Below are 26,204 nucleotides of genomic sequence, written 5' to 3'. Positions count from 1 at the left end.
CTGGTGCCTCCTGGGTCAGATCGTGGCCGCGAGTCGCGTGCCCTGGTCGATGGCGCGTTTGGCGTCCAGCTCCGCGGCGACGTCCGCGCCGCCGATGACGTGCGTGACGACACCGCGTTCGGTGAGCACGTCCGCGAGGTCGCGCACGGATTCCTGGCCCGCGCACACGACGACCGTGTCCACCGCCAACACCTGCGGCCGTTCGCGCTTCGGGCCGAACGTGATGTGCAGGCCCGCGTCGTCGATCCGCTCGTAGTTCACCCCGGTCAGCTGCTCGACCCCCTTGGCGGCCAGCGCCGCCCGGTGCACCCAGCCGGTGGTCTTGCCCAGACCCTTGCCGATCCGGGACGTCTTGCGCTGCAACAGGTACACCTGCCGCGCGGCCTGGGCCGGCTTCGGCTCGGTGACGCCGCCGCGCACCTGCTCGGGATCGGTGACGCCCCACTCCGCGCGCCACTCGTCCACGTCGAGGGCGGGGGAGGAGGCGTGGGTCAGGAACTCGCTCACGTCCACCCCGATGCCGCCCGCGCCGATCACCGCGACCCGATCGCCGACGGGCGCGCCGTGGCGGACCACGTCCACATAGGACAGCGCGCGCTCCACGCCGGGGATGGCGGGAATCCGTGGCGCGACGCCGGTGGCGATGACGACCTCGTCGAACTCGGCCACGTCGTCGGCGGTGACCCGCGTGCCGAGGTGCAGCTTGACGCCGGTCAGTTCGATCCGCCGCCGGTAGTAGCGGATCGTCTCGGCGAACTCCTCCTTGCCGGGGATGCGGCGGGCGATGGCGAACTGGCCGCCGATGTCGTCGTCCGCCTCGAACAACTCCACCGCGTGCCCGCGCTCGGCCAGCGCCGTCGCCGCCGCGAGACCCGCCGGACCCGCGCCGACCACCGCGACCCGCTTCGCGCGACGGGTCGGCAGCAGGATCAACGTGGTCTCGTTGCCCGCACGCGGGTTGACCATGCAGGACGCCTTCTTCAGCGCGAACGTGTGGTCCAGGCACGCCTGGTTGCACGCGATGCACGTGTTGATCTCGTCCGCCCGGCCGGTCTCGGCCTTGCGCACCCACTCCGGGTCGGCCAGGAACGGGCGGGCCATGGACACCATGTCCGCGTCACCGCGCGCCAGCACTTCCTCGGCGACCTGCGGCATGTTGATCCGGTTCGAGGTGACCACCGGGATGCCGACGTGCGGGCGCAGCTTCGCGGTGACGTTCGTGAACGCCGCGCGCGGCACGGACGTGACGATGGTCGGCACGCGTGCCTCGTGCCAGCCGATGCCGGTGTTGATGATCGTCGCGCCGGCGGCCTCGATCTCCTGGCCGAGCGCCACCACCTCGTCCCACGTCTGACCGTCCTCGACCAGGTCGATCATCGACAGCCGGTAGATCAGGACGAAGTCCGGTCCCGCCGCCTCACGGCACCGGCGCACGATCTCGATCGCGATGCGCCGCCGGTTCTCCGGGCTGCCGCCCCAGCGGTCGGTGCGCTTGTTGGTGCGGGGCGCGAGGAACTGGTTGATGAAGTAGCCCTCGGAGCCCATGATCTCGACGCCGTCGTAACCCGCCTCGCGGGCGAGGGCCGTGGCGCGGGCGAACGCGTCGATCTGCGCGCGCACGCCCCGGTCGGACAGCGCTCGTGGGCGGAACTTGCTGATCGGGGCCTTGAGCGCGGACGCGGACACGCTCAACGGGTGGTAGGCGTACCGGCCGGCGTGCAGGAGTTGGAGGGCGATCTTGCCGTCGTTCTCGTGCACCGCTTGGGTGATGGTGCGGTGGTCGCGCGCTTCACCGCGCGTGGAGAGCTTGGACGAGAACGGGTAGAACCAGCCCGCGCGGTTGGGGGAGAAGCCCCCGGTGACCATGAGGCCGACGCCGCCGCGCGCCCGTTCGGCGAAGTAGGCGGCGAGCTTGTCGAAGTCCTTGGCGCGGTCCTCGTTGCCGGTGTGCATGGAGCCCATGAGGACCCGGTTGCGCAGGGTCGTGAAGCCCAGGTCGAGGGGCTTGAGCAGGTTCGGGTACTCGGTCATCGCCGGTCGTCCTCTCGCATAGCGGCCAGCACCTCGTCGCACCACTCGACCAGCGCCTGCTCGGCCCGGATGCCGCCGCGCAGGACCAGGTACTGGTGCAGCCGCCGGCCGGACAGGGCCGCCGGGGCGGGGAAGTCCTTCTTCTCGATGGCGAGGTAGACGTCGAGGCGTTCGGCGTGCAGGTCGCGGTGCCGGGCGATCTCGCCGATCAGGGCGGTCGAATCGCCCAACGACGCGCCGCGCACCTTCACCGACAGGTCGTGCCGGATGGTCTCCGGTTCGCCGGGGGCGGCGAGCCAGCGCGCGAGTTCGCCGTGGCCCGCTTCGGTGACCTCGTAGACCTTCTTGTCCGGGCGACCGTCCTGGGTCACCTCGTGACCCGACACCCAGCCGAGGTCCACCATGCGCTTGAGCGTGCGGTAGATCTGCTGGTGGGTGGCGGGCCAGAAGAAGCCGATCGACTTCTCGAACCGCTGGGCCAGTTCGTAGCCCGAGCCCGAGCGCTCGTCCAACGACACGAGGATCGCGTGCTCCAACGCCATGGCGGTGACGGTAGCTGTGCAACGGGGTGCAGTGCAACTAGTTGCATAACTCCCACGGTCGCGGCGATCAGGTGAGCCCCCGGTTCGGCAGATCTGTTCCGGTACCCGTTGCCGTGGCGAATCCACCGCTGGTTGTTCCCCCGGTACAACTCCACATGGCCACAGCGCCGCCGTTGCCCGTGTTGCCGCCGCGAACCTCCAGGCACATCCCGCTCAGCCTCGATGCGATCTGGACGCCCGCACCCGGATCGGCGCCCCACTGGTGGTGGGGTCCGGCGACGTCCGTCGTGGCACATTCGGACGTAGTCTGTACAACTTTGCCTGCTCGATAACTTCAGTGTTGACTAAAATTAGCTGTCAACCGGTCCGGCGCGCACAGAGCGGATCAAGAAAACGCTGAGGACAGCCCAGGAACCTACTGCTGGGAGCGCTGAGCACGTGCCCGGCGCTTGCCCTCGTGCATCGCCTGCACGCGCGCGACCGGGATGGTGTGCCCCTCGGCCACCAGATCGTCGGGCAGCTTCTGCGGCGCGGGCATCCGCGAGTTCCACGGGTCCTCGTCACCCAGCAACGCGGCGGCGGTCCGCACGGTGAAATCGGCCGGCGTCACGGAATCCAGGTCGTCCCACGCCACCGGGAACGACACCGTCGCACCCGGCCGAATCCGAGGGCTGTACGCAGCGGCCACGGTCGACCCGTACGCGCGCGTCGAATCGAGGAACACCCGCCCGCCCCGGTCGTCCTTGATGAACGCGGTCGTCGCCAACGCCGGGTCCAACCGCTCGGCACGCGCCGCCAACGCCCGCGTCGCGGCGGCGACATCGTGATCGACGCCCTCCACGGGCACGAACACGTGCACACCCTTGGACCCGCTGGTCTTCACCACCCCGGACAGCCCGTCGTCGGCCAACGCCCGCCGCACGAGTTTCGCCGCCGCCACGACCACGTCGAACCCGGCGCCCTCCGGTGGGTCGAGGTCGAGCACCAGGTAGGTGGGCCGGTCGAACGCCCCCGCGAGCGCCAACGTGACGTGGTACTCCACCGCCCGCTGGTTGGCGAACCAGAGCAACGTGCGCCGGTCCTCGCACACCGCGTACCGGATCTCGCGCTTGGACGTCTCGGCCCACAGCGTCACGGTCGGCACCCACGGCGGCGTGTACTTGGGCAGGTTCTTCTGGGTGAACGGCTCCTGTCCGGGCCGCACCCGGATGACCGACAGCGGTCGCCCGGCCAGTCCGGGGATGATCCGGTCCCGCACCGCGTCGAGGTAGTCGACCAGGTCGCCCTTGGTCGCGTTCGCCCCGTCGAACAGCGGCTGGTCGAGGTTGGTCAACGCCACGCCGTCGCGTTCTTCACCCATCGCACCACCCTTCCGGGTCCCCGCGCCGTCGGCAAGCCGGACACGGCCCGCTCCGGCAGTGGAACGGGCCGTGTCGCGGGAAGACTCGGGCCGGTGCGGCCGGCCCCGGCTCAGGGCCGGCCGCGCGCGAATCGCTACGCCGGCTGTTGGCTCCCGGTCTGGGCGGGTGTCACGGTTTCGGTGAGCCCGGTCAGGGCCTGTGGCAAGGGGCCTCGGTGCAGGACGCCGAGGCGTTGGGTGGCGCGGGTGAGGGCGACGTAGAGCTCGGCCGCGCCGCGTGGGCCGTCGGCGAGGATGCGTTCCGGTTCCACGACCAGGACGGCGTCGAACTCCAGGCCCTTCGTCTCCGACGCCGCCACCGTGCCCGGCACGCCGGGTGGTCCGATCACGACGCTGGTGCCGACGCGTCCGGCTTCGTCCCGCACGAATTCCTCGATGGCTGCGGGCAGTTCGTCCTCGGTGACCTGCCTGGACCACGGTTGGACGCCGCACGCGCGGACCGACTCCGGTGGCTGGACCTCGGGGGCGAACTCGGCGAGCAGCGCGGCGGCGACGGTCATGATCTCGGCCGGGGTGCGGTAGTTCACCGTCAGTGACCGGTAGGCCCAGCGGCCGGGCACGTACGGCTCCAGCATGGTGTCCCACGATGTCGCCCCGGCCGCCGACCGGCGTTGGGCGAGGTCGCCGACCACCGTGAAGGATCGGCCGGGGCAGCGCCGCATCAGCACCCGCCAGTCCATTTCGGACAGTTCTTGGGCCTCGTCGACCACGACGTGGCGGTAGGTCCAGTCGCGGTCCGCGGCGGCGCGTTCGACGAGTTCGCGGGTGTCGCGTTCGAGGACGCGCTCCGCCAGGTCCTCGGCGTAGAGGAGGTCCTGGGCGAGCAGGTGGTCCTCGTCGTCCATCATGTCCTGGCGGTCCACCTGGAGCATGTCCAGCACGCGGGTGGCGTACGCGGCCTCGTCCTTGCGTGCTCGTTCGGCGGCCTGGTCGGCCGACTTGTCGCGGCCAAGCAGGTCGACCAGTTCGTCGAGCAGCGGCACGTCCGACACCGTCCAGGCGTCGCCGTCGGCGCGCGACAGCACCTGGTCGGCGCCTGCCGCTCGCAGTCGTTCGGGGGACGTGTACAGCTGGGCCAGCAGTGTCTTCGGCGTCAGCATCGGCCAGAGTTCGTCGAGCGCGGCGGTGAACTTGTCGTCGTTCGCGAGTTCGTTGAGCAGGTCTGCCCGCACGCGTTCCCACGCTTCGCGGTCTTCCCGGGTCAGCCAGCCCCGGCCGATCCGGGCTATCGCCCGTTCGGTGAGCACGTAGGTGATGATCTCGGTGAACGCGGTGCGGGCCTCGTTGTGCGGCAGTCCGCTCGCGCGTGCTTCCTCCCTGGCCCACTCCGCGGTCTCGGCGTCGATGCGCACCGTGACGCCGCCCAGTTCGATCGGCAGCGGGTCCTCCGGCAGCCGCTGCCGGTGGGCGATCGCCGCTTTGAGCACGTCCAGGATCTTCAGCGAGCCTTTGAGCCGCGCGGCTTGCGGGGTGTCCTCGGCGGTGACGCGCAGACCGGGCACGAGGTCGCCGGTGGTCATGAACACCACGTCGGACTCGCCCAGCGACGGCAGAACGCGGCCGATGTGGTTGAGGAACGCGGGGTTGGGTCCGACCACGAGCACACCGTGGCGTTCCATCCGTTCCCGCTGGGTGTAGAGCAGGTAGGCGACGCGGTGCAGCGCCACCACGGTCTTCCCGGTGCCCGGGCCGCCCTCGATCACCAGCACGCCCGGGTGGTCGAGCCGGATGATCCGGTCCTGCTCGGCCTGGATCGTCGCCACGATGTCGCGCATCCCGTCACCGCGCGGCGCGTTGACGGCCGCGAGCAGGGCCGCGTCGCCTCCTTCGGCGCCGTCGGGGCGGCCGAGCACCTCGTCGGTGAAGTCGGCCACTCGACGCCCGCGGGTGTGGAACTGGCGGCGTCGACGCATGTTCTCCGGGTTCGCGGCGGTGGCGATGTAGAACGCGCGTGACGCGGGTGCCCGCCAGTCGAGCAGCACCGGTTCGTACCCGTCCTCCTGGTCGAAGAGTCCGATCCGGCCGATGTAGGAATGTTCGCCCGAAAGGGTGTCCAGCCGGCCGAAGCACAGCCCGTTGTCCGCCACGTCCAGCCGCTTCGCCTCTCGGGCCAGCGCGCGCACCTCGACGTCCCGTTCCATGGGTGTGCCGCCGTTCCCCCGCACCGCCGCGTTGTACGCACCCTTCACCCGTGCACGCTCGGCGTCGAGCTGCCTGTAGAGCCCGGCGACGTAGCTCCGCTCGGACCGCAGTTCGTCTTCGTACCCCTGAGTTGACACATGCCCCTCACAGCGGCTAACCTGATATTACTTTCGGCGGGTTTTCCATTGGGATGTGGAAGACACGCCGATTTTCTATTGTCCATCTCTTGTCAAGCGCCGCCCGCAGAACATGAAGAAGCGATGGCCGGTGCACGGCCTGGTTCTTCGCGGGGCCGATTCGTGGTTCACACGGATACCGGCGGCTTTTCCCGGCTGACCGTGTCGAGCAGCAGCTTCGCGGCCACCGTCGTCCCGTCGGTGCGGATCGTGCCGGCCACGGCGGTCGCTCGGGCGCGGGTCTCGGGGGTCAGGGCCGTGCCGAGTGCGGCAGACGGGGACTCGAAGGTCGGAGTGGGACCGTCGACACCGGCCAGTCGCTCTGCGAAGTCCGGCGGCGCGCACACCCGCACGTCCGCGCCGAGTGCCCGCAACCGCACCGCGAGTCCCGCCAGCGGCTCGACGCCTCCGCGCGAGTCATAGCCCGACAACAAAAAACGCACTTCGCGGCTCCGATTTTCGCAGGTTCCGGCTTCGGTCGGTGATTCTGCGGCACGACCGGGGTCTTGCCGCAAGCCCCCCGGTGCGCTATAAATTAAGAGTGGGAAGGAGTGAGTACTCCCTTTTTCCTTCGTCGTCCGTTGTGGACGGACAACCTCCTCGCGAGGCGCCGGTGGGTCGTGTACGGCGGCGACGACACCACTGAAGAGCTCGTCGCCGATCCGGATACCTTTACGGACTTTAGGTTAGCCTCGCCTTGCCGGGTTCGTGTTGCGGCCTCCGGTGGTCGGTGGCAACGTCGGGACTCCCGAACACCGCGGTCCAGAGGGAGCGTTCATGACCACCACGGAAATGCCGGCCGTCAGCGAGTGCACGGTGACGGGTTGTTCGTACAACCACGACGGTTGTCACGCTTTCGCGATCACCGTGAGCGGTGCCAACGGTGCCGCCGACTGCGGAACGTTCATTCCGCTGGCCCGCAAGGGCGGCTTGGAGAAGGTCGTGGCGCAGGTCGGCGCGTGCACGCGCACGGATTGCGTCCACAACACCGACCTGGAGTGCACCGCGTCCGCCGTGCGCGTCGGCCCCGGTCAGGGCGACCACGCCGCCAACTGCCTGACCTACACCAGGGCCGCCTCGACGCCGACCCCCGGGATCATGTCCTGAACGCACTGTCCGGTTGGGAATGCGCTGTCCGGTACTGAATAAGCCGGCCGGGTGGACTACCACTACAACCTCCTCCACCGCTGTCGAGCCGGATAACGGCGGCCGCCGGTCGGTCAGCACCCCCCACCCTGACCGACCGGCGGCACATCCGACGGCGTCTCAGCGCCGTATGCGGTGGTGCCCCGCCACCACGAGCGCGGCGGCGAACAGCACCAGGTTCTTCACCACGAACTCACCGGTGACGCTGAGCAGCAGCGGGTTGCCGTCCCGGAACGCCACTCCCGGCTGCACCAGCAGCACCAGGAACGTGCCGAGCAGGTGCAGCGCCGTCACCGCCGCCACCAGCCTCACCCGGACCCCCACGACCAGCGCCATGCCCGCCAGCACCTCGAACACGCCGACCACCGGCACGAACCAGGACGCCGGCAGGAACGGCACCGTGTCGGCGATGAGTTCGTGCACCGGTGACGTGCCGGCGACCTTCAACACGCCGAACCACACGAACACCACACCCAGCGCGATCCGCAGCAGCACGGCCCCTCGGTCGAGCACGCCGTCCACCGCGAGTAACACCCCGTCCAACCGGCCGCGAGGCGGCACCGCGCGGCCGGTCTCCGGTGGTCTGATCAGCTCCTGGCTCATCCTTCATCCCCCTCGTCGGTCACCGGACCGACGGGCGGCCGTGAGCGTGTCGCCCAAGGTCCGCAACTGCTCGTCGGTCCGCAGCACCTGCTCGGCGACCACGTCGAGCGCCCGGTCCAGGTGCGGGCGCACCGTCGTGGTCCAGTCGAGGTCCCCGGCCCGGTCCCGGGCCTGTTCGGTGGGCTCCGGGAACGCCGTGGCCACCGCGTACACAGCCGCGCCGAGCACCGCGTCCAGCACCAGTTCCGGCAGCAGGGACATCACCAGGTTCGGCAGGTGTCCCGCCTGCTCGGCACCGGACCGCGGCTGCCACGGGTCCAGGTGCGCCCGCACCGCCTCCCACAGGCCGGGGTCGACCGCGCCCACGCCGTACCGGCCGGCCCACTGCAGCGTGTCCGCCCTGGTCACGGTGGCCGCCAGCACCTCACGGGCCTCCGCGCCGATGCGCAGCAGTTCCGCCAGGTCCAAGGTGTCCGGGCCACCCATCCGGTCGGGCCGCAGGTCCATCGAAATTCGGTGGTGCCAGCGCGTCGCCCACACCGCCCGCCACCACATGGCCTCCTGCGCGGTCGGCCGGGCCAGCCACACCGCGATGTTGCGGTAGTAGGCCTTGATCTCCTCGTACGCGGCCCGGCCCGCCTCGGACGCGGCGAACCCGACGCTCTTGATCGGGTCCTGCGGCACGGTGGGGTCACCGACCAGGTTGACGTTGAAGAAGTGGTGCCACGTGGCGTCGACACTCACCCGGCCCACGCCCACCTGGTGCCCGTCGTACGCGCCGATCGCGCCGAACGTGCGCGCGTTCAGCCGGCCCTTGCGCAGGTCCCGGTCCGCCGGCCGGGCGTTGATCGCGGACCACGCGACGACCTCCGGCGCGAAACCCGCCGGGTACTCGGTCGTCTCGTACCCGTCGAACGTGAACGACCGGGTCAGGTCCTCCGGGACGTGGCACTCGCCCTCGTGCGGGTGGTCGGGCAGCACGCGGATCGTGCCGCGCGGTCCGCACAGCAGCGGGTGCGGGTACGCCTGGTGCGCCCACTTCGGCGAGTCCGACGTCGCGTACATGCGGGGCGTGACGACCTGCGGGATGTCGTCGGACTGGTCGTTGAGCTGGAACAGCGGGTCGTGGCCCTCGGACAGCGTGTCGTGGCGGTCCGGCCCGTCGATGGACGGCGCGACCGGCTCGCCGTTCGGGCCGGGGTTCGGCCAGTGCCACTTGCGCATGCTCCGCACCCGCGGCACGGCCCCGCACATCGACACGCCGAAGTCCTCGTGGTCACCGGTGGCGAACACGCCGCCACCGCCGTCCATGAACTCCGCGAGAGCCCTGAGCTCGGTCTGCTCCAACGGCGGCCGGGCGCTGCGGGCCACCCCGAACAGCCAGATCTGGTCGTACTGCGCCAGGTCGTGCCGGTCGAAGCGGAACAGCGGGATGTCGGCGGTCAACGCGGGCAGGTTGCGCTCGCGGTGCGCCTTGGTCACCTCGAACCGGACCCACGGGCCGGGCGGTGTCTCCAGCACGTCCACGAGCGTGGCCAGGCCGAAATCGGCCCGGTCGAAGCTCGCCTCGCCGTCGGCGACCATCAGGATGCGGACGTGGCGCGGCTCGGGCAGGACCGACGTGTTCGGCACGGGTGCTCCTCCGGCGGTTCGGTTCACGGGCTCGCTCACGGTGTGATCCCTTCGATTTCGACCAGCAGGTCCGGGCGGCAGACGTCGACGGTGAACACGGCGACGTCCGCGCGCCGGGAGAACTCGTCGCGGCACAGCCGCGTCACGGTCGGCACGTCCTCGGGGTGCTTGACGTAGACCTTGATCGCGCGCAGGTCCGCCAACGCGTAGCCGCCGTCGATGCCGTGCCGGGCGAGGTTGTCCGCCCCGATCAGGGCGGCGATGTTGGCCAGCGTCACCTGGCACTGGCGGACCACGTCGCCGGGGCCGACGGTGGCGTGGTCGAGGATGCTCGCGGTGCCCGACACGTAGAGCGAGCCCCGGCCGTGCTCCGGCATCAGGTACGTCGCCCGCGCGAAGCTCGGCGACCTCGGTCCGTACTGCTCCGGGTACTCGTGCGCGGGCACCTGCAACGGGTTCTCCAGGTGCACGGCCGCGTGCGACCGGTGCGCCAGGAAGTAGAACCCGACGCCGCCGCCGAGCGCGCCGATGCCGGTGGACGCCGGCATGTCGTGGCCGCGCTCGTCGAACGCACGCCCTCGGCCGACGCAGAAGTCCGCGTACACCTCGGTGCCGTGCGCGCTGCGGTCGGTGATGCCGTCGATCATGTTCCACATCCGGAACACGTTGCGGTACCCCAGGTGCTCGACCAGCTCGAACGCCGCCAGGTACGCGGCGCGCGTCGCCTCACCGCAGTCCGCCGACGGGCCGATGTGCCCTCCGGCGAACAGCACTTCGCCGTCGTGCGCGTAGAGCAGCCCTTTGTGCTCACCGGTTTCCACCGGCCGGTCCTCTGTGGACCACACCTCCACCACCTCGGGCTCACCCGGCCGCACCATGTGCAGCGGGAGGACCGGGCGGCCGTGCTCCCACCGCGGCGGACCGGCCCTGGTCGTGTAGCGCACGGCGCCCAGCACGCCCTGCCCGGCCAGGTCCGCGAAGTCCTCCGCCGTCCGGAACGAACACGGCGGTGTCACGGTCGTCTTGCTGTGCATGGTTGTTCTCCCCCTCGGAGTCGGATCAGAGTCGGACCGCACGCCACGCCGCGATCACGGCGAGCGCCTGTCCGGGGTTGAGCCGCGGGTCGCAGAGGCTCGTGTAGAGCGCCGAGCCGGTCGGGAAGTCGTCCCAACCGCATTCGTCGACCTCGTCCGGCGTGGTCTCCAGGTGCAGACCGCCCGCCACGCCACCGGCCACGTGCACGGTCGCCAGGAAGTCCGCCACCTCGCGGACGACGGTGTCGACCAGCCGGGTCTTGCGGCCGTCGGCGGCGGTGACCGTGTTGCCGTGCAACGGGTCGCACAGCCAGATCACCGGGTGACCCGCCGCGCGGACCGCGTCCACCAGCGGCGGCAGCAGCTCGGACACCCGGTCCGCGCCGAGCCGGGCGATCAGCGTCAGCCGCCCCGGTTCGCGTTCCGGGTCCAGCCGGTCGCACAACACCCGCAGCTCGTCGGGGGTGATGCCGGGGCCGACCTTGCACGCCACCGGGTTCGCCACCGACGCCAGCAGCCGGACGTGCGCGCCGTCGACATCGCGGGTGCGGTCACCGATCCACGGCCAGTGCGTCGTGGTGAGCAGCGGGACGCCCCCGTCGTCGCGGCGCACCATCGGCAGCTCGTAGTCCAGCACCAGCGCCTCGTGGCTCGTCCACACACCGGGGTGGTGGCGGCGCAGGAACCCGGTCGCGGACCGCGCCGCGTGGTAGCCCGCGATCAGCCGCGCCGGGTCGGCCCGGCGTGCCCCGGCGTCCGGCTGCGGCGCGTTGACCAGGTCGCCCCGGTACACCGGCAGTTCCAGCCCGTCGACCACCTCGGTCGGCCGGGACCGCGGCTTGGCGAACTGCCCGGCCAGCCGACCGACCCGCACCGCCGGCCGGTCTTCCGCGCCCAGCGCCGCGGCCAGCCGGTCGAGCAGCGCCGCCTTGCGGGACAGGTGGCGCGGCCCGCACTCGGCGAACGGCTCGGCGCAGTCACCGGCCTGCACGACCAGCCGCCGCCCGGCCGCGACCTCGGCCAGCGCGGACCGCAACGCCGCCACCTCGGCCGGGGCCACCAGGCCGTCCAGCCGCGCCAGGCGGGCCCGGAACGCCCGTGCCCGGTGGTCGGGCCACGGCGGCTGCTGGGCCGCGGGCAGTGATTTCCAGTGCGCCGTCCCCCATTCGGACAACGCCCGTGCGTGGCTGCGCGGAACGGGTTCCGTGGTCACTTGGGCCTCCGTCGATCCGGTTTGCGCCTGCTGGTTTATGACGGCAATGGTTCCGAATCGGGAGGTGTCTTTCGTCTGTCCCCGGGTGGATTCGCCGGGTCGGCTTTCCCGTGCTGCGTCGCCCGATCGAGGTAAGCCCTGAGGGGGATCGTCAAGGTCAGACGCTGGGCTGACGATATGTGCGAGAGGGCGTGGTCCCATTGTTTTCGGCGCGTGGGGAATGCGGCGCGTCGAACGCGTGGACCGCGTGACAACGGGGAGGAAAAGTGTCCAGTTCCAACGTGCGTCTAGTGGTGTCCGTCCAGGTACACGGTTTCGAGGACAAGCCCTGGGAAGGCCACCTGGCCACCGGGGTGCTGGTGGAGCCCGGCAGCGTGCTCGTGCCGTCCGCGCCGGACGGGATCGCCGAGGCGACCGAGGGGATCGACCTCCTCGTGCTGCCGCTGCCGCTCGGGGAGGCCGGTCGCATCGAGCGGCTCGTCGCCGAGCGGGTGGTGTTCTCGGTCAGGGATTCCCACGGCGGCCGGTTCGCGCTGATCCGGATGGCGAACGACTCGCGGCACGAGCCCACGGTCGGCGAGTTCACCGGCAGCCGGTTGGCGAAGGCGCTCAAACAGCACGACGGCGACCTGTGGGCCGCGTTGGAGGCCCTGGGCGTCATCCCGGCCGGGTCGCGTGACGCGGTCACCCCGGAACTGCTGCGTCAGGTGCCCGAGGTGGAGGCGGCCCAGCGCCGGCCGGTGTTCGAGGCGCCCGACGACGGTCTGGTGCCCGTCGACCCGTGTGACGTGATCCCGCGGTGCAAGAAGGAGTCCGACTGATGGTCCGGATGGGACGGCCCCGGTGGTTGTCCCGCGCCACGGCGGTCGACGTCGCGCTGGCGGCGTCGGCCACCGTCGTGGACGTGTTCCTGTTCTCGGCGGTGGACGGCTTCCAGACCGCGGACGCCGGGCTGTGGTTGTTCGCGGCCTTGGCCCTGGCCGGGTTCGCGGCCCTCCTGGTGCGGCGCGCGCACCCGGTCGCGGTGTTCGGGGGCGTGTGGACGTGGGCCCTGCTGGTCACGCCGACGAGCGAGGTGGACTTCCAGCCGACCGCGATCCCGTGCGTCGCCCTGCTCACCATCGCGGTGCACAGCCGGGCCAAGGTGTCGGTCGGCGCGCTGCTCGCCTGCGGGGTGCTCGCGGTGCTGGCCGGGCTGAGGGAGGCGGCGTCCAGACCACCCGAGGCGCGGATGACGGCCGCCTACGCCACCCTGGCGTTCTACCTGCTGGTGTACGGCTGCGTGTGGGCCGCCGGCCGGTGGGTGCGGTTGAGCCGCCGGCACGCCGAGGACCTGGAGTTCCGCCGTCGGGTGGCGGCCCAGGAGGCGGTGGTCGGTGAACGCACCCGGATCGCGCGCGAGTTGCACGACATCGTCGCGCACTCGGTGACCGTGATGGTGTTGCAGGCGGCGGGCGCGCGGCGGGTGCTCGACAGCGACCCGGTGCGGGTCGGGCACGCCCTCGGTCACATCGAGGAGGCGGGCGAGCAGGCGATGGGGGAGCTGCGCCGGATGCTGACCGCGTTGCGGTTCAGCCACGACGACTCCGCGGCGGACGGCGTCACCGGTCGTCCGCAGCCCGGTCTGGCCGACGTGGACAACCTGGTCGGCACGATCGCGGCGGCGGGGGTGCGGGTGCACACGCGGGTCGAGGGTGAGCCGCGCCGGTTGGCGGCCAGCGTCGACCTGGCCGCGTACCGGGTGGTGCAGGAAGGGCTGACGAACGTGACCAAGCACGTCGGGCCCGGTGCGGAGGTGGACGTCCGGCTGGTCTGGGCGGACGACGAGCTGATCGTCCAGGTCACCGACGACGGGCGTGGGCGGCGGCCGGAACGCACCCTGTCCACCAACCACGGTCTGGTGGGGCTGCGCGAACGGCTGGCGATCGTGGGCGGGCGGTTGGAGGCGGACCCGTTGCCGGCCGGCGGTTTCCGGATCACGGCCGTGCTGCCGGTGGCCGGTCCGGTGGCGAGTGAGGTCGCGGGGGAGCGGCGGTGATCCGGGTGATGCTGGTGGACGACCAGCCGTTGGTGCGGGCCGGTCTGGCCATGCTGCTGGGTGCCGAGCCGGACATCGAGGTGGTGGCCGAGGCGGGCGAGGGCGCGGGCGCGGTGGCCAAGGCCGGTGAGCTGCACCCGGACGTGGTGCTGATGGACGTGCGGATGCCCGGCGTGGACGGGGTGGAGGCGACCCGGCGGATCATCGACGCCGACCCGACCGGCGAGGACCACGCCACCAAGATCATCATCCTGACGACGTACCACGTGGACGAGGCCGTGTACGCGGCGCTGCGGGCCGGTGCGTCCGGGTTCCTGCTGAAGGACGCCGTGCCACGCGAACTGGTCGACGCCGTGCGCACGGTGGCGTCCGGTGAGGCGTGGCTGGATCCGACCGTCGCGAAAGGACTGATCCGCGAGTTCGCCGCACGACCGCGCAACCAGATGCCGACGTCGGCCGAGATGCGCGAGCTGACGGCACGGGAACGCGAGGTGCTGGTGCTCGTGGCGCACGGGTTGTCGAACCCGGAGGTCGCCGCGCACCTCATCGTCGGCGAGGCGACGGTGAAGACCCACCTGGGCCGAATCCTGATGAAACTCGGCCTGCGCGACCGCGCCCAGGCCATCGCCGCCGCCTACCACAGCGGCCTCGTCGCACCGGGCAGTTCCCCACCACCGCCGGCCGGCCGCGCTTCATAAGTCCCTCTCCTGAACGGCGGGTCAACGCGCTACGGTGAACCATGCGCCTTCGTCCGCGCAGTGGACACCGCCGTGCCGCACCGACGAGCGTGATGCTCGACCCGGCCACGGCGGAACTCGTGCGACTGGAGGCGTTGCTGGAGGTCGTGGTCCAGGCCGTGGCGTTGCAGGACCGGGCAGAGGCGATCATCGTCGGCTGCGCGCAACCGGGCGACACGTCGTGGGAGATCGCCCGACACGGACGGGTCGTCGCCGGCCAGTACGGCAGGCTGTCCAGTTGGGCGGCGGACCTCGTGTGGCCGACCGACCGTCCCCCGCCACCACAGCGGATCGTCGAACTCCTCCGCTACCACCTGGGCATGCTCGACTCGGCCCTCAAACTCGCCTTCCCCCAATACCGCTCCGACCGCCTGGAACACCGCCGCCTCTCCATGACCGGCCTCGGCGCCCCGGCCCGCGAACTCCGCGACATCGAAACCGCCCTCCGCACCCGCATAGCCGCCCTAACCCCCACCCCCACCTAACCCGCGTGTCCAACCCCTCAGAACGCGCGTGTCCAACCCCCAGAACGCGCGTGTCCAACGTTGGGAACGCGCGTGTCCAACGTTCGCGACCCCCGAATTCAACGCTCAGGTACCCGACGCCCTGACGCGAATGTTCAACTCGGGGGTTCTGGACGTTGGACACGCCTGTTCCGAACGTTGGACACGCGGGGGTTGTGAGATGGGACTGGTGGGGTTAGCTGGGGTGATGGCTAGGATCGGGGTGTGACGATCACGATTCCCGGGTTCGGCGAGCTGCCGCCGGTGGACCACACGCCCGACGGTGTGGCGTGCTGGAACACGACCGCCGCCGGGACGTCGGTCAGCGTGTTGGTGGAGGACCCGGCCACCACCGACGACCTCGACCTGCCGTTCATCGGCTCCGTCCTCGAAGACCGGGAACGGCTGCTCATCACCGCGCAGCTGGCCGTGGCCGACCACCTCAGGGAGCACCCGGACTACGAGGCGGGGGCCGTCGCCGATCCGGAGTTCACCTTCCACCCGGGCCGCGACTGGCTGGTCCGGTTCGCCGAGTGCCGCGTGCCCGGCTTCACCGAGCTGGGGATCGTGGTCGTGTTCAACGGCGCCGACGTGGTCGGTGTGGACGACCTGGCCGACGTCGATCTCGCGGACGACTGACGGCCCGGCTGCCAGCCCGGCTGCCAGCCCGAGTGGCGGCCTGAATGGCGTCGGCCGTCGTCGACGGGTGCCGCTTGCGGCGGGCCCGTAGCCTCTGCGGCATGCCGGGACCGAGAAGGCGATCCGCGCTGATCGCGAGGCTGGTCAGCGACCACCCCGGCAGCTCGCAGGGCGCGATCCTGGCCGAGCTGCGACGGTGCCTGCTGGACGGCGGGGTGCCGCCGGGATCGCCCATCCCGTTGGACGAGGTCGCGGCCGCGTTCGGGGTGAGCGTCATCCCGGTGCGGGAGGCGTTGAAGACGCTCATCGGCGAAGGCCTGGTCGAACACCGGCCGAACGCCGGTTACCGCGTCGCCATGCTCACCGCCCTCGAACTGCGCGAGATGTACCTCGTGCGCGGAGTCCTGGAGACCGCCGCACTCAACGCCGCGGTGACGTCCGCGACCCCCGAAGACGACGAGAACGCCCTGGCCGCACACCGTGCGCTCGAAGAAGCCGTGACGGACGGTGACGGGCGGGCGTACCACCGGGAGAGCAGGCGGTTCCACCTCGCGCTGGTGCGGCCCTGTGGCATGCGTCGGCTGCTGGGCATGTTCGAATCCGCCTGGAACATCACCGAGCCGTTGCAGCCGATGGCCCACGTCCCCGCGACCGACCGCGCCCGCCTGCACCTGGACCACGGCGTGATGCTGACCGCGTTCCTGAACCGGGACGCCGACGCCCTGGTCACCGCCGCCCGCACGCACCACGGCCTGCTGCAATCCTCGCTGGAGGCGCTCCCGCTGGACACCGGTCTTTTCGCGGAACCCGGAAATATATGATCGGCGTGATTGCGGCGTAACAGCCCGCTCCTATTTTTGCCTGAATCAGCCAGACGGGCCGCCCAGCCCGACCAGGCCAAGTCAGGAGCACCATGACCGAAACGCTGCCGGTCGCGAGCGCAACCACGGCGACGACGACCAAGCCGGAGTACGACCCGCGCCTCACCAACGACGACCTCGCCCCGCTCACCGAGCAGAAGTGGGGCGCCTACAACATCTTCGCGTTCTGGATGTCCGATGTGCACAGCGTCGGCGGGTACGTCACGGCGGGCAGCCTGTTCCTGCTGGGACTGAGCAGCTGGCAGGTCCTGGTCGCGTTGCTGGTCGGCATCGGGATCGTCCACCTGTTCTGCAACCTCGTCGCCAAACCCAGCCAGGTCACCGGCGTGCCCTACCCGGTCATCTGCCGCAGCGTGTTCGGCGTGAAGGGCGCGAACGTCCCGGCGGTCATCCGCGGCCTGATCGCGGTCGCCTGGTACGGCATCCAGACCTACCTCGCCTCGGCCGCGCTGAACATCGTGCTGCTCAAGCTGTTCTCCGGCCTGACCCCGTACGCGGACGTGCAGCAGTACGGGTTCCTCGGGCTGTCCGCGCTCGGCTGGTTCTCCTTCTCCGTGCTGTGGGTCGTGCAGGCGGCGGTGTTCTGGACCGGCATGGAGAGCATCCGCAAGTTCATCGACTTCTGCGGGCCCGCCGTGTACGTGGTGATGTTCGTGCTCGCCGGCTACCTGATCTACCGGGCCGGTTGGAGCGCGATCGACCTCACGCTCGGTGACGTCAAGTACACCGGGTTCGCGTCCGTGCCGGTGATGCTCGGCGCGATCGCGCTGGTCGTGTCCTACTTCTCCGGGCCGATGCTCAACTTCGGCGACTTCTCCCGCTACGGCAAGTCGTTCGCCGCCGTCAAGCGCGGCAACCTGCTCGGTCTGCCGGTGAACTTCCTGGTGTTCTCGCTGCTCGTGGTGATCACCGCGTCGCTGACCGTGCCGGTGTTCGGCGAGCTGATCACGGACCCGGTCGCGACCGTCGCCCGGATCGACACCACGTTCGCCATCGTGCTCGGCGCGTTGACCTTCACCATCGCCACCATCGGCATCAACATCGTGGCGAACTTCATCTCGCCCGCGTTCGACTTCTCCAACGTCAGCCCGCAGAAGATCAGCTGGCGCGCGGGCGGCATGATCGCGGCCGTCGGTTCGGTGCTGATCACCCCGTGGAACCTCTACAACAGCCCGGAGATCATCCACTACACGCTGGAGGTGCTGGGCGCGTTCATCGGGCCGCTGTTCGGCGTGCTCATCGCCGGGCACTACCTGGTGGCGAAGCAGAAGGTCACGGTGGACGACCTGTTCACCATGTCCACCAGCGGCAAGTACTGGTTCCGCAACGGCTACAACCCGGCCGCGATCGGGGCCACGGCGGTCGGCGCGGTCATCGCGGTCGTCCCGGTGCTGTGGAGCGACGGGCCGGGGATGAAGACCGTCGCCCAGTACAGCTGGTTCATCGGCATGGCGATCGGCCTGGTGCTCTACACCGTGCTCGCGCCGAAGGCCGCCCGCGCGGCGTGAGCTGCCCGCGCGTCGTGACGATTGTCGTGAGGATTGTCGTGAGGATGCCGTGAAGATCAAGGTCGTCAACCCCAACACCAGCGCGGCGATGACCTCGGCGATCGGCCGGGCGGCACGGGAAGTCGCCGCGCCGACCACGGTGGTCGACGCGGTGAACCCGGCCATGGGGCCCGCGTCGGTGGAGAGCCACTACGACGAGGCGTTGAGCGTGCCGGGCCTGCTCGCCGAGATCGCCGCCGGCGAGCGGGCCGGGTTCGACGGGTACGTCATCGCCTGCTTCGGCGACCCCGGCCTGGACGCCGCGCGCGAACTGGCCCGGGGACCGGTGGTGGGCATCGCGGAGGCGGCCATGCGCACGGCCACCCACCTCGGGCGCGGCTTCAGCGTCGTCACCACGCTCGCCCGCACCCGTGGGCGGGCGTGGGACCTGGTGGAGCGCTACGGCGTCACCCGGTTCTGCCGGAGCGTGCACGCGGTCGACATCCCCCCGCTCGACCTCCACGGTGACGCGGCGGTGAAGACGATCACCGAGGCGTGCCACCTCGCGGCCGTGGAGGACGGGGTGGACGCGATCGTGTTGGGCTGTGCCGGGATGGCGGACCTGCGTGCCGCCGTCTCGGCGGAGGTCGGGTTGCCGGTGGTGGACGGCGTGCAGGCGGCGACCGTGCTGGTGGAATCGCTGGTGACGATGGGGTTGCGCACGGGGGACCGATCGGAGTTCGCACCGCCGCCGGCCAAGCCGTTCACGGGGTTGCTGCGGGACTTCGGTGTGGGCTGAGCGCATTGCCAGGCGGGCGGTGGCTGTGCTGTCATCGGGGTCACCGCCGCGTGGAAAGCGTTTTCCGTGAAGGCTCGGCCGGGGGCGGCCCATCGACAACACGAATGCCCGAGCTGCGAATTCGGTCCTCAGAGGCCGTGTAGTTGACTGTGGACATGACGACACCTCAGGTCGCGAGGCCCTCGATCCTGACTGTGGACGACGACCCGGGCGTGTCCCGGTCGGTGGCGCGCGACCTGCGCCGCAAGTACGGCGAGCGCTATCGGATCGTGCGAGCCGAGTCGGGGCCGCAGGCGCTGGACGCGTTGCGCGAGATCAAGTTGCGCGGCGAGGAGGTGGCGGTGCTGCTGGCCGACTACCGGATGCCCGGCATGAGCGGCATCGAGTTCCTGGAAGCCGCGATGGACCTGTTCCCGGCCGCACGGCGGGTGCTGCTCACCGCCTACGCCGACACCGACGCGGCGATCCGCGCGATCAACGTCGTCGATCTCGACCACTACCTGCTCAAACCGTGGGACCCACCGGAGGAGAAGCTGTACCCGGTGCTGGACGACCTGCTCAGCGCGTGGACGGCGGCCGACCGCAGCCCGGTGCGGCAGGTCCGCGTCATCGGCCACCGCTGGTCGTCGCGATCCTACGAGGTGCGCGACTTCCTGGCGCGCAACTCCGTCCCGTTCCGCTGGCACGCGCTGGACGACGGCGACACCGAGGCCGACCGGCTGCTCACCGCGTCCGGCCAGGACGGCACCCGGCTGCCCGTGGTCATCACCGCGGACGGCGAGCCGCTGGTCCAGCCGTCGGACGCGGAGCTGGCCGCCAGGGTCGGGCTGACCACGCGGCCGTCCACCGACTTCTACGACCTGATCGTGGTCGGAGGCGGCCCGGCCGGCCTCGGCGCGGCCGTCTACGGCGGTTCCGAGGGACTGCGGACGGTGCTGGTCGAACGCCGTGCGACCGGCGGCCAGGCGGGCACCAGCAGCCGGATCGAGAACTACCTGGGCTTCCCCGACGGCGTGTCCGGCGAGCAGCTGACCGACCGCGCCCGCCGGCAGGCGCTGAAGTTCGACGTCGAGGTGCTGACCGCGTGCGACGTGGTCGGGTTGGAGGCGCGCGGCGCGGCACGCGTGGTGCGGCTCGGCGACGGCACCGAACTGGCCGCGCACACCGTCATCCTCGCCACCGGCGTCTCGTACCGGATGCTGGAGGCGCCCGGCCTCGGCGGGCTGACCGGCCAGGGCGTGTTCTACGGCGCGGCGACCACCGAAGGCCCCAGCTGCACCGACCAGGACGTCTACCTGGTCGGCGGCGCGAATTCGGCGGGCCAGGCCGCCCTCTACTTCGCCGCGCACGCCCGTCGCGTCGTGCTGGTGGTGCGCGGCGACTCGCTGGAGCGGTCGATGTCGCACTACCTGATCGAACAGCTCGCCCGCATCGACAACATCGAGGTGCGCACGTGCACCGAGGTCGTCGGCGGGGAGGGGGAGCAGCGCCTGGAGGCGTTGACGTTGCGGCACAACAAGACCGGCGAGACGACGACCGTGCCGACGTCCTGGCTGTTCGCGTTCATCGGCGCGGCACCGCACACCGACTGGCTCGCGGGCACGCTGGCCCGCGACGAGCGCGGGTTCGTGCTCGCCGGCCCGGACCTGGTCAGCGACGGCCGCCTGCCCGAGGGCTGGGAGTTCGACCGGCCGCCGTACCACCTGGAGACCAGCCTGCCGGGCGTGTTCGTGGCCGGTGACGTGCGCGCGGACTCGGTGAAGCGGGTCGCGTCGGCGGTCGGTGACGGCGCGATGGCCGTGTCACTGGTCCACCGTTACCTCGAAAGGTCCTGACGTGGAGAAGCTGACGGTCGACGACCTGCGCGGGTTGTTCCTGTTCGAGCACCTGTCCGAGGAGCAGTTGGGGTGGCTCGTCGCCCACGGCGAGGTGGAGACGCACGGGGCGGGCACCCAGGTGCTGCGTGAGGGGCAGCCCGCGACCTGTTTCTTCGTGCTCCTGGACGGCACGGTCGCGCTCAGCCGGGTGATCGGCGGCCAACGCGTGGAGACCAACCGCACCGACCACCGCGGCTCGTACTTCGGGTCCACCCAGGCGTACCTCAACCTGGACTCGGAGACCACGGCCGTCTACCAGATGACCGCGGACGCGGTGACCGACGTGCGGCTGTACCAACTGCCCGCGACCGATTTCGGCGCGGTGTTCCGCGAGTGGTTCCCGATGGCCGTGCACCTGCTGGAGGGGTTGTTCTTCGGGTTGCGCAACACCCAGCGGATCGTGGGCCAGCGGGAGCGGCTGCTCGCGCTGGGCTCGCTGTCGGCCGGGCTGACCCACGAGCTGAACAACCCGGCCGCCGCCGCGGTGCGCGCGACCGGGGCGTTGCGCCGGCGGGTTGCCGGGATGCGGCACAAGCTGGCCCTGCTGGCGAGCGGTTCGCTGGACCCGGCCACCCTGCCGGTGCTGGTGAAGTTGCAGGAGAGCGCGGTCGAGCGGGTCGCGAAGGCGCCGAAGCTGGGGCCGATGGAGACCGCGGACCTGGAGGACGAAGTCGCCGACTGGCTGGACGCGCACGGCATCTCGGGCGGCTGGGACCTGGCCCCGGTGCTGGTCGCGGGCGGGCTGGACGTCGAATGGCTCGACCGGGCGGCGGCCCTGTGCCCGGCGACGGCGACCGAGGCCGCCGTGCGGTGGCTGGCCTACACGGTCGACACCGAGACCCTGATGAACGAGATCGAGGACGCCACCACGAGGGTGTCCACGCTGGTGGGCGCGGCCAAGCAGTACTCGCAGGTGGACCGCGCGCCGTTCCAGGTCGTCGACGTGCACGAACTGCTCGACTCGACGCTGGTCATGCTCGGCGGCAAGATCGGCGACGGCGTGCGGGTGGTCAAGGACTACGACCGGGCACTGCCGCCACTGCCCGCCTACGCCGCCGAACTCAACCAGGTGTGGACCAACCTGATCGACAACGCGGTGGCCGCAATGGACCGGCGCGGGACGTTGACAGTGCGAACGTCCCGCGCCGGTCACGACCTGGTAGTGGAGATCGGTGACACCGGTTCCGGTATCCCGGCCGAGGTGAAGGGCCGCATCTTCGAGCCCTTCTTCACGACCAAGGCGGTCGGTGAGGGCACCGGACTCGGCCTGGACATCTCCTGGCGGATCGTGGTCGATCGTCACCACGGAGACATCCGGGTCGAGTCCGAGCCCGGCGACACCCGTTTCCAGGTCCTTCTGCCGCTGGCTGCGTCAGCTCAACCGTCAGCAGGTCCTGCGGAGGATGGATCCTGAGGTGCCCGGCAGCGAGACCGACGTGACGGTCGCGCCGCGTTCGTCCTTGTGAGCGCCGTTCACCTGCACGGTGACCGCGCCGGTGTCGGTCGGGTTGGCGTTGACCACGACCGTGCCGCACGCGAAGTCGCGCTGGAACACGTTCTTGGCCACCGAGCGGTAGGGACCGGCGGGCGTGCCGAGGTCCCAGTCGTACTCGGCGCGCCACGGCGACGCGTCGTCGTAGCGGTCGGTCTGCTCGATGTCCGAGATCGCGGCCAGCCCGCCCGTCGCCATGAAGTAGCTGGCCAGCGCGTACCGGTACGGCCGGTCCTGGCCGGCGCTGTAGTGCGGCTGGACCCAGGTGATCTTGCCCTTGGCCTCGTTCGAGGCGATCTCGGCGACCTGCCTGCTCCACCCCTCGGCGTACTCAGGGAGCAGGTTGGAGTCGTCGAAGGTCAGCCACCACTCGTCGAAGCCGCCGTCGAGGTACTCGGAGTAGGCGTCCCACGCCCCGGCGTGCAGGCGGGCGTTGGACAGGTTCGCGACCGTTTTCAACCCGGCGGAGACGAATTCGTCCCGGGTGTTGGACAACATCGACTTGTACGCGTCCTGCAACGCCGCGTCGGTCGGGTACTTCGCCGGGCAGACGCCGTCGTGATACGCGTCGCACGGGAAGAGGGCGTTGTCCATGAACACGCCGTCGAATCCGGAAGCGGTGCTGCTCTTGATCACGTTGTCAGCCCACGCGGCCTGGTAGCCGGTGTTGCCGACATCCATCTGCCAGTGCCCGGAATAGCCGCTGTACTCGAACCGGTTGCCGTTCCGATCGCGGAGGAACCAATCGGGGTGATCGCGTTCCGCCTGGCAATACCCGACACCGGTCGGCAGCTGCGCGTCGTCCACGCCGTCGCGACACGCGTACGAGCGGGTGGACGTCAGGTCCTTGTAGACGAACACCTGGACCGCCGGGTTCGCCGCCTTGAGCTTGGGGATCAGTGCGCCTTCCCAGGCGTTGAGCACGATGTACGCGCGGCGCTTCGCCTCGGTCGCCAGCTGCGCGTCGGTGACCGGCGTGCTGTTCATGTGCAGCCAGAACGACCGGGTGCGGCCGCTTGCGGCGGGCACCTGCGCGGTGGGCTGCGTGGTCGGCTGCGGGGCCGTCGACTGCGGGGAGGTCGACTGCGGGGCGGCCTGCTCCGACGTCACCGGCGGTGAGGCGCCCGGTTCCGCTGCTCCCGGCTCCGAGGGGGCGTTCAGGGCGGCCATGCCCGTGACACCAGCCATGAGAGACATCAGTACCCGACCGCGGACGCGGTGGGCAAGCCCGTGGACGGCGTGTTCGATCCACGTGTGCAGGGACATTGCGGAACTCCCAGCGGCAGGCGGCACCCACCGTCGGACCTGTCGAATAGCCCGTGGCGGCAGGAACAATGGGCGCGCCGTGCCCTCGTGATTGCGTCGTGATCGCGTTGAGATCACCCAGGTGGGTGACCCGCTCAACGCGTCAGCGCAGTTAAACCGCTACTCGGACACAGGTCAAGTAGTGTGCGTCACACCAGGCGTGGATTTCTTGGCGATTTATTGATCGTCTGTATTGATCGTCTATTCCGGTCAGCGGATGAAGAGATCACGGCGAGATGACGCGCGGCTCGTCCCGCGACGCAGGTGGTCGTCGGCGCAGCCGACGAGCGCGATGCCGGCCAGCAGTGGTAGGACCATCCCCCCGGCGACCGCGAGGGCGCACGTGAGTGCGGTCCACAGCAGCAGTCTCATGGCATTGAGGTTAGGGAGACCCCGGTCACAATCGCATCCTATTTGGGCAAGACTTGAGGTAGTGCCGCCGCTGCCCGGTCACGGCGTGGCGGCGAACACACTGAACTGATCGTTTTGTCGGTCCCCCTCGCTAGCCTCCTGCCCCACACCGTCGTGAACGACTCGCAGGAGGAACCGTGGGCTGGCTCGATGCCCAACATCTCTCGGGGCACACTTCCGGGTACCAGGTGCGGCTCGGGGAGAACGGGCGCGTCCAGTGCCGAAACGGCAAGGGCAAGCTCCTCTCCTCGGTACCCGCGTCGATCAAGGACGACCCGCAGGTGGTCCAGTTGCGACAGCTCGCCGAGTGGCTGTCCCGCCACGAGGCGGAGTGCCTGTCCGCCGTGGACGGCTGGATGGTCCGCTCCCTGCCGGTGCCCACGGCCCTGATCGCCGAGGTCTGGGCGGACGCCGCGTGGGCCGACGCGCTGCGCGACCTCGTCGTCACGGCCGATGACGGCAGGGGCGTGGAGACCGGGTTCCTGCGCGACGCCGACCCCGAGCGGGGGCTGGGCGTGGTAACGCTCGACGGCGACACGCGCCGGCTGCGGCCCGAGGTGGTGGGCATCCCGCACCCGGTGCTGCTGGACGACCTGGAGGAACTGCGCGAGTTCGGCGCCGAGCTGGGGGTCGAGCAGAAGGTGCAGCAGCTGTTCCGGCAGACGTTTGCCCGCCCGACAGTGCCGGCCGCGGGCAAGACGTCCGTGGACGACTACGCCGGCGGCAAGTTCGAGCAGCTCAACCACGCGGTGGGCCGTTGCCGCACGCTCGGCTACCCGGTGCGCGGCGGCGACGCGGTCTACTCCGCGTTCGAGGACGGCAGGGTCGTGGAGGCCCGCTACTGGCTCGGCTCGGACTACCCCGAGGGCGAGACCTGGACCGGCGAGCTGCGGTGGGCGCTGGCGGACGGAACCGCGTTGGCGCTCGCCGACGTCGGACCGGTCGCGTGGTCCGAGGGGATGCGCATGGCGTCGGCGATCCACGCCGGCCGGGTCGTGCAGGAAGCGGCGGTGGCCCAGTGAAACCTCTGACCTCGAACGCCCTCATCTCGGCGGGGGCCGTGCTGCCCGGCACCACCGACGTCGGCGAGGACCGCGACACCATCACCGCCCGCCACTACGCCCACCCCGGTCTCGACGACCGCGTGGTGGTGCGGCTGGTGCCCGCGGTGCTGGGCCGTGCCGAAGACCTGACCTGCGAATACCTCGGGTTCACCGCGCCCGACCGGATCGCCGACGTCGGCACCGGCCGGCGCAGCGCCCTCGGCTTCCCCGCGTGGGCGCTGGTGCACGACCCGGCCAACGCCCACCACGCGCTCAACCTGGTCAAGGACGTCGAACGGCTGGCCCGCACCGCCAAGTCCCGGGCGGGCGCGGCCAAGGACGGGTTCACCGCGCTCGGCGACATGCTGGGCCGGTCCGCGCCGCACCTGCTGCCCACGTTCTACGAGCAGGCCGGGCGGATCTTCCTCCAGCACGGCAACACCACCTACGCGGCGAGCATGTTCGGCAAGGCGCGTGAGGCGGAGGAGGTGCACGACCTGGCGGTGGACCCGGAGCGCACCCGCGAGGTGTTCCTGGAGTTCGCGTTCGCCGGCGCCTTGACCGCCAAGGCGCTGTCCGCGCACGCCAAGGGCCTGGCGCGCAAGCACGACCCGGACGCGGCCTACGAGCTGTTCTTCACCCTGTGCGTCGAACGCACGCGCGGCGGCCTGCCCCCGTACACGGGGATGCCGGAGGACCTGCGGCGGTTGGCCAAGGCCGCCAAGCGCGACCCGGCCGTTGAGGATGGTCGGTTGCTGCGCGGGATTCTCGACAGTTCCGCGATCAGCCGCGCGGGCGGCGCGTTCTGGAAGGCCTACCGCACCTCACTGGTGGCGTTGGCGAAGGACGACGTGGAGGTGCGCGGCCGGCTGCTGTCGTTCGTCCCGGATTCGAACGCCGCGCTCGACACGTGGCTGGACATCCTTGCCGATTGCGGCGCCACCCGTGCGCTCATCAAGGCGGACGAAGAGGTGCTGGCGGACTCGGCCGAGTGGCTGTCGTCGGTGGTGGCGGTGCGTTCGTCGGGCTGGTCCAACACCTGGCGGTCGGTGA

Annotated in this window: 23 protein-coding genes and 1 pseudogene; 12 read left to right on the top strand and 12 right to left on the bottom strand. The window is 70.7% G+C overall.

The features are described from left to right. Positions 1–15 precede the first annotated feature (15 nt). The 6 genes and pseudogenes from ALI22I_RS29920 to ALI22I_RS51745 all read right to left on the bottom strand — a co-directional run bounded on the left by ALI22I_RS29920 (position 16) and on the right by ALI22I_RS51745 (position 6,754). Positions 16–2,031 (bottom strand): NADPH-dependent 2,4-dienoyl-CoA reductase, encoded by a 2,016-nt coding sequence (locus tag ALI22I_RS29920; RefSeq protein WP_077008881.1) that lies wholly within the window; start codon positions 2,029–2,031, stop codon positions 16–18. Further along, entirely contained in the window at positions 2,028–2,573 is a 546-nt protein-coding gene (locus ALI22I_RS29915) for a PadR family transcriptional regulator (RefSeq protein WP_077008880.1), read from the bottom strand. The genes ALI22I_RS29920 and ALI22I_RS29915 overlap by 4 nt, the downstream gene beginning before the upstream one ends. Before the next feature lie 67 nt (positions 2,574–2,640). Beyond that, a pseudogene (locus ALI22I_RS55705) lies at positions 2,641–2,853 on the bottom strand (RICIN domain-containing protein); the annotation flags it as partial. 135 nt (positions 2,854–2,988) lie between these two features. Then, positions 2,989–3,933 (bottom strand): DNA polymerase domain-containing protein, encoded by a 945-nt coding sequence (locus ALI22I_RS29905; RefSeq protein WP_077008879.1) that lies wholly within the window; start codon positions 3,931–3,933, stop codon positions 2,989–2,991. 134 nt (positions 3,934–4,067) lie between these two features. After that, entirely contained in the window at positions 4,068–6,272 is a 2,205-nt protein-coding gene (gene helR, locus ALI22I_RS29900) for an RNA polymerase recycling motor ATPase HelR (protein WP_179118415.1), read from the bottom strand. A 167-nt stretch (positions 6,273–6,439) separates the two neighbouring features. Continuing rightward, complete coding sequence (locus ALI22I_RS51745; RefSeq protein WP_443216976.1) at positions 6,440–6,754, bottom strand: hypothetical protein; 315 nt, start codon at positions 6,752–6,754, stop codon at positions 6,440–6,442. Positions 6,755–7,088: 334 nt separating this feature from the next. On the opposite strand from ALI22I_RS51745, the gene ALI22I_RS29890 reads away from it, so the two are divergent. Continuing rightward, positions 7,089–7,418 (top strand): DUF1540 domain-containing protein, encoded by a 330-nt coding sequence (locus ALI22I_RS29890; RefSeq protein WP_077008877.1) that lies wholly within the window; start codon positions 7,089–7,091, stop codon positions 7,416–7,418. 159 nt (positions 7,419–7,577) lie between these two features. Here ALI22I_RS29890 and ALI22I_RS29885 read toward each other — a convergent pair whose 3' ends face one another. From ALI22I_RS29885 to ALI22I_RS29870, 4 genes are read right to left on the bottom strand one after another with little or no spacing between them, the layout of a single operon-like run. Continuing rightward, positions 7,578–8,060 (bottom strand): DoxX family membrane protein, encoded by a 483-nt coding sequence (locus ALI22I_RS29885; protein WP_077008876.1) that lies wholly within the window; start codon positions 8,058–8,060, stop codon positions 7,578–7,580. 3 nt (positions 8,061–8,063) lie between these two features. Next, positions 8,064–9,692 carry a hypothetical protein gene (locus tag ALI22I_RS29880; protein WP_077008875.1) on the bottom strand — a complete coding sequence of 543 codons (1,629 nt, stop codon included), beginning with the start codon at positions 9,690–9,692 and terminating at the stop codon, positions 8,064–8,066. Between the two features lie 35 nt (positions 9,693–9,727). Then, positions 9,728–10,726 carry an FkbO/Hyg5 family chorismatase gene (locus tag ALI22I_RS29875; protein WP_077008874.1) on the bottom strand — a complete coding sequence of 333 codons (999 nt, stop codon included), beginning with the start codon at positions 10,724–10,726 and terminating at the stop codon, positions 9,728–9,730. Between the two features lie 25 nt (positions 10,727–10,751). Further along, positions 10,752–11,939, bottom strand: coding sequence for a 3-deoxy-7-phosphoheptulonate synthase (locus tag ALI22I_RS29870; protein WP_274523005.1), 1,188 nt, complete (start codon positions 11,937–11,939; stop codon positions 10,752–10,754). Between the two features lie 266 nt (positions 11,940–12,205). On the opposite strand from ALI22I_RS29870, the gene ALI22I_RS29865 reads away from it, so the two are divergent. From ALI22I_RS29865 to ALI22I_RS29820, 10 genes are all read left to right on the top strand, one after another. Further along, the gene (locus tag ALI22I_RS29865) at positions 12,206–12,760 is read left to right on the top strand and encodes a hypothetical protein (RefSeq protein WP_143532507.1); all 555 of its coding nucleotides are present in this window, start codon (positions 12,206–12,208) and stop codon (positions 12,758–12,760) included. Next, on the top strand, positions 12,760–13,977 hold the full coding sequence (locus tag ALI22I_RS29860; protein ID WP_077008872.1) for a sensor histidine kinase: 1,218 nt from the start codon (positions 12,760–12,762) through the stop codon (positions 13,975–13,977). The genes ALI22I_RS29865 and ALI22I_RS29860 overlap by 1 nt, the downstream gene beginning before the upstream one ends. Continuing rightward, positions 13,974–14,675, top strand: coding sequence for a response regulator (locus ALI22I_RS29855; RefSeq protein WP_238598642.1), 702 nt, complete (start codon positions 13,974–13,976; stop codon positions 14,673–14,675). The genes ALI22I_RS29860 and ALI22I_RS29855 overlap by 4 nt, the downstream gene beginning before the upstream one ends. A gap of 41 nt (positions 14,676–14,716) precedes the next feature. Next, positions 14,717–15,199 carry a hypothetical protein gene (locus tag ALI22I_RS29850; RefSeq protein WP_143532506.1) on the top strand — a complete coding sequence of 161 codons (483 nt, stop codon included), beginning with the start codon at positions 14,717–14,719 and terminating at the stop codon, positions 15,197–15,199. A 243-nt stretch (positions 15,200–15,442) separates the two neighbouring features. Beyond that, the gene (locus ALI22I_RS29845) at positions 15,443–15,856 is read left to right on the top strand and encodes a hypothetical protein (RefSeq protein ID WP_077008870.1); all 414 of its coding nucleotides are present in this window, start codon (positions 15,443–15,445) and stop codon (positions 15,854–15,856) included. A 101-nt stretch (positions 15,857–15,957) separates the two neighbouring features. Further along, entirely contained in the window at positions 15,958–16,677 is a 720-nt protein-coding gene (locus tag ALI22I_RS29840; protein WP_077008869.1) for a GntR family transcriptional regulator, read from the top strand. A gap of 92 nt (positions 16,678–16,769) precedes the next feature. Next, positions 16,770–18,245 (top strand): NCS1 family nucleobase:cation symporter-1, encoded by a 1,476-nt coding sequence (locus ALI22I_RS29835; RefSeq protein ID WP_077008868.1) that lies wholly within the window; start codon positions 16,770–16,772, stop codon positions 18,243–18,245. Between the two features lie 49 nt (positions 18,246–18,294). After that, entirely contained in the window at positions 18,295–19,023 is a 729-nt protein-coding gene (locus ALI22I_RS29830) for an aspartate/glutamate racemase family protein (protein ID WP_077008867.1), read from the top strand. Between the two features lie 155 nt (positions 19,024–19,178). Then, positions 19,179–20,858 (top strand): FAD-dependent oxidoreductase, encoded by a 1,680-nt coding sequence (locus ALI22I_RS29825; RefSeq protein ID WP_077008866.1) that lies wholly within the window; start codon positions 19,179–19,181, stop codon positions 20,856–20,858. 1 nt (position 20,859) lies between these two features. After that, positions 20,860–22,314, top strand: coding sequence for an ATP-binding protein (locus ALI22I_RS29820; RefSeq protein ID WP_077008865.1), 1,455 nt, complete (start codon positions 20,860–20,862; stop codon positions 22,312–22,314). On the opposite strand, the gene ALI22I_RS29815 is transcribed toward ALI22I_RS29820, so the two are convergent. Then, complete coding sequence (locus ALI22I_RS29815; protein ID WP_143532505.1) at positions 22,285–23,580, bottom strand: putative glycoside hydrolase family 15 protein; 1,296 nt, start codon at positions 23,578–23,580, stop codon at positions 22,285–22,287. The two genes, ALI22I_RS29820 and ALI22I_RS29815, sit on opposite strands and share 30 nt — an antisense overlap. Before the next feature lie 327 nt (positions 23,581–23,907). After that, positions 23,908–24,069 (bottom strand): hypothetical protein, encoded by a 162-nt coding sequence (locus ALI22I_RS51325; RefSeq protein ID WP_179118414.1) that lies wholly within the window; start codon positions 24,067–24,069, stop codon positions 23,908–23,910. A 176-nt stretch (positions 24,070–24,245) separates the two neighbouring features. Here ALI22I_RS51325 and ALI22I_RS29810 point away from each other — a divergent pair, with 176 nt between their 5' ends. After that, positions 24,246–25,130 carry a DUF4132 domain-containing protein gene (locus ALI22I_RS29810; RefSeq protein WP_077008863.1) on the top strand — a complete coding sequence of 295 codons (885 nt, stop codon included), beginning with the start codon at positions 24,246–24,248 and terminating at the stop codon, positions 25,128–25,130. Positions 25,131–26,204: the final 1,074 nt, after the last annotated feature.

It is taken from the genome of Saccharothrix sp. ALI-22-I (assembly GCF_001984175.1).
In the GTDB taxonomy this organism is placed as follows: Bacteria; Actinomycetota; Actinomycetes; order Mycobacteriales; family Pseudonocardiaceae; genus Actinosynnema.
This window is presented reverse-complemented; position numbering and strand designations above follow the sequence as displayed.